At 29.5% G+C, this 5090-nt stretch carries 7 protein-coding genes, 1 pseudogene and 1 riboswitch; of the genes and pseudogenes, 3 read left to right on the forward strand and 5 right to left on the reverse strand.

Features of this window, described 5'->3' with window-relative positions; all coding sequences use genetic code 11:
- The 3 genes from VK998_RS07390 to VK998_RS07400 form a co-directional block, all read left to right on the forward strand.
- The coding region (locus VK998_RS07390) for a branched-chain amino acid transport system II carrier protein (protein WP_325227133.1) at positions 1-586 on the forward strand (586 nt) is incomplete at its 5' end.
- 73 nt (positions 587-659) lie between these two features.
- On the forward strand, positions 660-905 hold the full coding sequence (locus VK998_RS07395) for a hypothetical protein (RefSeq protein WP_325227137.1): 246 nt from the start codon (positions 660-662) through the stop codon (positions 903-905).
- A gap of 143 nt (positions 906-1048) precedes the next feature.
- Positions 1049-1177, forward strand: a complete 129-nt coding sequence (locus tag VK998_RS07400) for a hypothetical protein (protein ID WP_325227140.1) — start codon at positions 1049-1051, stop codon at positions 1175-1177.
- A gap of 402 nt (positions 1178-1579) precedes the next feature.
- On the opposite strand, the gene VK998_RS07405 is transcribed toward VK998_RS07400, so the two are convergent.
- From VK998_RS07405 to VK998_RS07425, 5 genes and pseudogenes are all read right to left on the reverse strand, one after another.
- Entirely contained in the window at positions 1580-2269 is a 690-nt protein-coding gene (locus VK998_RS07405) for a CPBP family intramembrane glutamic endopeptidase (RefSeq protein ID WP_325227142.1), read from the reverse strand.
- A gap of 259 nt (positions 2270-2528) precedes the next feature.
- Entirely contained in the window at positions 2529-2801 is a 273-nt protein-coding gene (locus VK998_RS07410) for a YkoF family thiamine/hydroxymethylpyrimidine-binding protein (RefSeq protein WP_325227144.1), read from the reverse strand.
- Positions 2774-3451, reverse strand: a complete 678-nt coding sequence (locus VK998_RS07415) for a class I SAM-dependent methyltransferase (protein WP_325227147.1) — start codon at positions 3449-3451, stop codon at positions 2774-2776. The genes VK998_RS07410 and VK998_RS07415 overlap by 28 nt, the downstream gene beginning before the upstream one ends.
- 11 nt (positions 3452-3462) lie before the next feature.
- A pseudogene (locus VK998_RS07420) lies at positions 3463-4089 on the reverse strand (thiamine-binding protein).
- 102 nt (positions 4090-4191) lie between these two features.
- A riboswitch (TPP riboswitch) is annotated at positions 4192-4301 on the reverse strand.
- A 162-nt stretch (positions 4302-4463) separates the two neighbouring features.
- Positions 4464-5090: restriction endonuclease subunit S (locus tag VK998_RS07425; RefSeq protein ID WP_325227150.1), on the reverse strand; the 627-nt coding region annotated here is incomplete at its 5' end.

Genomic DNA, 5090 nt, shown 5'->3' on the forward strand with positions numbered 1-5090 from the left:
TGGAGGTCTTTTATATTTAGGAGCTACTGGTAGCTCTATATTTCCACAAGGAATAGAGAAAGTCTTTTTGACTACTAATATAACAGAAACAATTCTAGGTAATTTAGGCAAAATAGTATTAGGCATATGTGTTTATTCAGCATGTCTTACTACATCTGTTGGTCTTACTGCCACTGTAGGATACTTCTTTAGTCGTATAAGCAAAGAAAAATTTAATTATAAAACCATTGTTATAATATCTACCATAGTAAGTATAGTCATTTCAAATATCGGTGTTGAAAATATAATCACTTTTGCAGATCCTATTTTGAAAGTAGTATATCCAATCGCTATTGTATTAGTTATTATAAATGTATTTGATAATTTAATTGAAAACAAAAAGATTTATTTAGGTGCAACTATTGGTACATTTTGTGTAAGCTTAATAGATGGACTGTCTGCTATGGGCGTCAATACCTCTTTTATAGGAGAGTTTATGCAAACCTTTCCATTTGCTGATAGTGGCTTTGGTTGGATGTTTCCTGCAATTTTAGGAATATTATTGACTCACTTGATCACAAAACTAAAAGAAAATGCTTTTGCATAAAAAATAATTTTATGTTATCTATAATAGTTAGAAGATTCATTGTTTTCTCCAAGCCCTTTAGGAGGTACACAAAGTGGGATTGAATTCATTGGCACCTAATTTAAATTTCATTACTGATATATTGAAATGGTACATATATAAATATGGTCTTCTTAGCTACACTTTAATTATTGTAGGAAGTATTTATTTTATATGTATAAGAGCTTTATTTATTAATATTAAAAATAATCAATATGACAGAGTACTTATGCTGATAATACTTATGTTAATAATCCTTGGGGGTCTTATAGGCTTTGGAATTGAAAGTTCTTTAAGTTAATATAGAAGGTAGTAGAGTAGAGCCTAAGGGAAACTATGGCTGAGGACACAGATGGAAGCATCTGTAGCTATCGAATTCTAAAAGCACAGATTGTTTTACACTACCAAAATCGTATCAATAAAAAACAAACATCTAAAGCTAATATGACGGAATCTAGTAAAGATATTTTAATTGCCTGTAAAAACAAACGTCTTAAGTTACTAGAAGAAGAAAATCAGTTGTTAAAAGAGCAATTAATGAATTTAAGGGGTAAAATATGCGATAGTTTCTAGTTACATTGTATACATGTAAACAATGTTCAAACCAAGTATTCTTAACAGTTTGTTTTATCAAGGTATAGATATTATAAATGATGTGTCTTATCATTAGAGGGCAGACACATGGGTCTGCCCCTACGCACAACCATTATATATGCTAGAACCATTGCGATGCCAATTGTAAATCATGTGTCGTATGAAACCGGATGGACACATAGGTCCATCCCTACAATATATGATGTTTCCAATACTGTAGGGGTTGACCTATGTGTCAACCCGTTTATGTGTCACCCATTATGCACATCATTTTACATAAGTCTTTTGGAAACAGGGTTTCATAAAAAACCATTAGCAAAGTACAATAGTAATGCAATCAGTTTCCCAACATAACGGAGCTATTAAATTACTTAAAAAGCATTAATAACCGATTTCTGCGTAAAACATAATAAATCCAATAGTATTTATAGCAAAATTAGCCATCATATGGACTAGCCAAGAGCTATATATGTTTGAACTTGATTCATTAAGATAATTAAAAATTATTCCACCTACAAATAAACCTACCATTGCCAATAGAAAAATCAATGGACTAAACCAACTACTCATTATAGCTACATGATAAATTGAAAAAGCCAAGGCAGATATAATATATGCATATTTTGATATAATTAACTTTTTGAGATTCAAAAATATAAATCCCCTAAAGAAAAATTCTTCTAGTAGAGAATTAATAAATGAAATATATAATGCTACAAAAATAAAATTATCTTTATTTACTTTAAGATTTTCTGCTAATATATTCTTGATAATGTTTAAATCTATAAATTCTTTTAACATTAGATAAGCGCTAAGTATTATGATATATACTAATATCCCAAGAAATATTGATGCAAATAACTTTTTCTTACTCTTAACCTTAAATATATCTTTAAGATTAATGGTATTGTCATATGCAGTATATATTAATGGAATTAGCAAAAACATAATTATTTTTATAGCGGATTTATACATATAACCAGGATTCACAATACCGTCTATAATAGACATAACAGTTATTGATAAAAAAGCTATTAAAAATATTCCAGCTATAGTCTTTCTTTTGTTCATTTTGTCACTTCCTAGCATAATGATTTTTTTATATTAAGAGTATATAATTATTATATTTTAATTATATATATAGTACAATTGTTTTTAATCATCTTAATATCTTTTAATAATCCTAATTTATTAACTGCAATTATTATAGGGTTTTGTATATCTGTAATAAATTAAAAATTCTCTTTTCTGGTTTAAATCTTATTTTAATCCTTACCAGAAAAGAGAATTCACTCAAAGTAGATGATTTCGCCTAAGGTCTTTTTATTTATTATAATCCACAACCACAAATGTTAGAAACCATAATATTCATAGTATAATTACAATTTTTATGTGACATTTCCTTATGAATATTAGCAATTAAGTTAAATATTTTATCTGCTTCTCCCCTAATTGTAGTAGATAAAATATCTACATTATGGTCTAAACCTGAGTCTTTAATTAAATCTAATACTTCATCGATCTCATCTAAATATTTTTTTGAATCGATAGGGAAATAGGTAATTTGACAAGAAATTATGCTTCCTTTTTCCATAGTGCACATATGAACCCTCCTCTTTCACTAGATGAAAGTTGTTTTTCAAGTTCTATACTAATATCCTTTTCTTCTATATTAGGTGGAATAAATAAGCACTCTCCACTATCAACAACTTCCTTAATATTCCATGATTTTAAATCATCCATAGATTTAAAATCTGCATATTTAAATACACTATTCTCTTGGAATGGCTTTGAAAGATAAAGCTCTCCCCATTTGCTATCTCTATTAATTGTACCGATTAGCAAGTTTCCATTTTTCTTTAACACTCTATACATTTCATCATATGCTTTTTGGGGCTCCTTTATAAACTCAAAGGCTGCCATAGAAAAAACTCCATCAAAACTTTCGTTAGGGAAGTTTATATTATATATATCCATAGAATGAAATTCAATATCTAGTCCCTTATCTTTGGATTTCTTTCTTGCTTTATTAAGCATTTGTTCTGATATGTCTATGCCTACAACCTTACAGCCCATTTCAGCTAGTTTAATACTAAAGTTTCCTGTTCCACAGCCTACGTCTAATATTTTCATTCCTGAAGTAGGTTTAAAAAGGGAAAAAGCTAATTCTGTTTCTACCTTATCTACAAATTCCCCTAATTTCGATTCATACCACTGGTCATAATTAATCGCTTCATTATCAAAGATAGCCATGTTTTAACCTCCTATAACAAATTTAATATTTCCTTTTTCATTTGATTGAATTCCATGCTAGTAAAAGTATTATTGTCCCTCGGTCTATTTATGTTTACTTCAAATATAGACTTAATAGATGCAGGCCTTTCTGAGAAAACATATATTTTATCAGATAGAAAAATAGCTTCATCAATATCGTGGGTAATAAAAAGTATGGATGCCTTTAGTTCATTTTCTAATAATCCATTATCAAACATCCATTTACCATAAGTTGTCCAAACTTCTTTCTTCATTTCTCCCCATTTTGGAGCTTCTGCCTTATATTCCTTTGCTAAATATTTTTGACTTGCTATTACCATTTTCTCCTCTAATTCTGGTACATATTTTACTAAAATTTTACCTGCTTCTTCTGGTTTGTAATCTATTTTAACCATAGATATCACTCTAGTTGCTCCTTCTTTTATACAAACCTCCTGAGCTTTTTTGACAATTTCTAAAAGAAGATCAAGCTCTCCTTCTATTGTTGTTTACATTGGTCCTACTTCGTATTTAACTCCTGACTCTTGAATAAGCTCAATAACCTTATCCACAACATCATAAATATGTTCATCTGGAACCCTTGGCAAAACTTGTAAACTCACATTAACATTTGGCATTTGTATTCCTCCTTTTTCTTAGTTAGCCCATCATAGCAAAAACTATACTCTCGAATACATAAAAATACCCTTTCTCCTAAACTGGACAAAGGGTATAAAATATTATAATCTAATCAATATTTCCCTCCGCTGGCATTATCCAGTTCAGGTTATGGGTCGAAACAGTATAGCTTCCTCTCAGCCAGATTAATCTAGCTCCCCTTTTTAATTATTTTTTGGCTCAATTCGATTATATTACTGATTTTGTAAAAAGTCAATTATATACATAATGCAGTGTGAACTACTCCTAATCTACCCGTTCTTTTGGTATATTCATACAACTATTATTTGATTCATAGATAGATACTGCTTGAACTATTGCATATCTTATTGCTCTACACAAACATCCTCTGCATTAATCCTTTTTTAAGTTCTTTAAGTTTAGTTAACTTTTCTTCTTCTAATTCTATTTTTTTGTCTATTGAGGATAGAAAGTTAGCTATTTTTTGTTGTTCTGGTAGGGAAGGGAGATTGACAACATAATGAGTAAGAAAATCTTTAGGTATATGAGGTATACCAGAACCTTCCCGTATACTCTTAATATATAATTTATCATGTTTTAGGGCTAATGTTAGAAAAACATTATTCACATTAATAGGTCTTAAACGCATTATCGTAGAACCTACAATCCCACTTATATTTGTAAATATATTTCCGGATTGTGATCCATCCCATAATAATAAAACATCTTTTTCTTCACACCAAACACCATTGTCCGTGTTTGTGTAGTTCATTATTCTTCCTGTGTTAAAATATTCTATTTCAATCACTGGATATTCCCCATTATTAGTAAATTCGACAACCTTGCCTTTTTTTCTTTTAACCACTTCTCCCAACTTCTTCTCTTCCCAATCAGGATAATCTTGGCCATTTTCATCTTTAAATCTTATTTCTTGGCTAAATATTCTCTGCATCATACCTTTTTTATATTCTTTAAGGTGAGCTATTCTTTCTTGTTGTAA

The sequence above is a fragment of the Schnuerera sp. genome (genome assembly GCF_035459645.1).
Classification (GTDB): domain Bacteria; phylum Bacillota; class Clostridia; order Tissierellales; family Tepidimicrobiaceae; genus Schnuerera.

What these genes read in the sequence shown, in the direction of transcription:
- VK998_RS07400 (WP_325227140.1), top strand. Translation starts at nt 1,049, where the DNA reads ATGACGGAATCTAGTAAAGATATTTTAATTGCCTGTAAAAACAAACGT.
- VK998_RS07405 (WP_325227142.1), bottom strand. Translation starts at nt 2,269, where the DNA reads ATGAACAAAAGAAAGACTATAGCTGGAATATTTTTAATAGCTTTTTTA.
- VK998_RS07410 (WP_325227144.1), bottom strand. Translation starts at nt 2,801, where the DNA reads ATGTGCACTATGGAAAAAGGAAGCATAATTTCTTGTCAAATTACCTAT.
- VK998_RS07415 (WP_325227147.1), bottom strand. Translation starts at nt 3,451, where the DNA reads ATGGCTATCTTTGATAATGAAGCGATTAATTATGACCAGTGGTATGAA.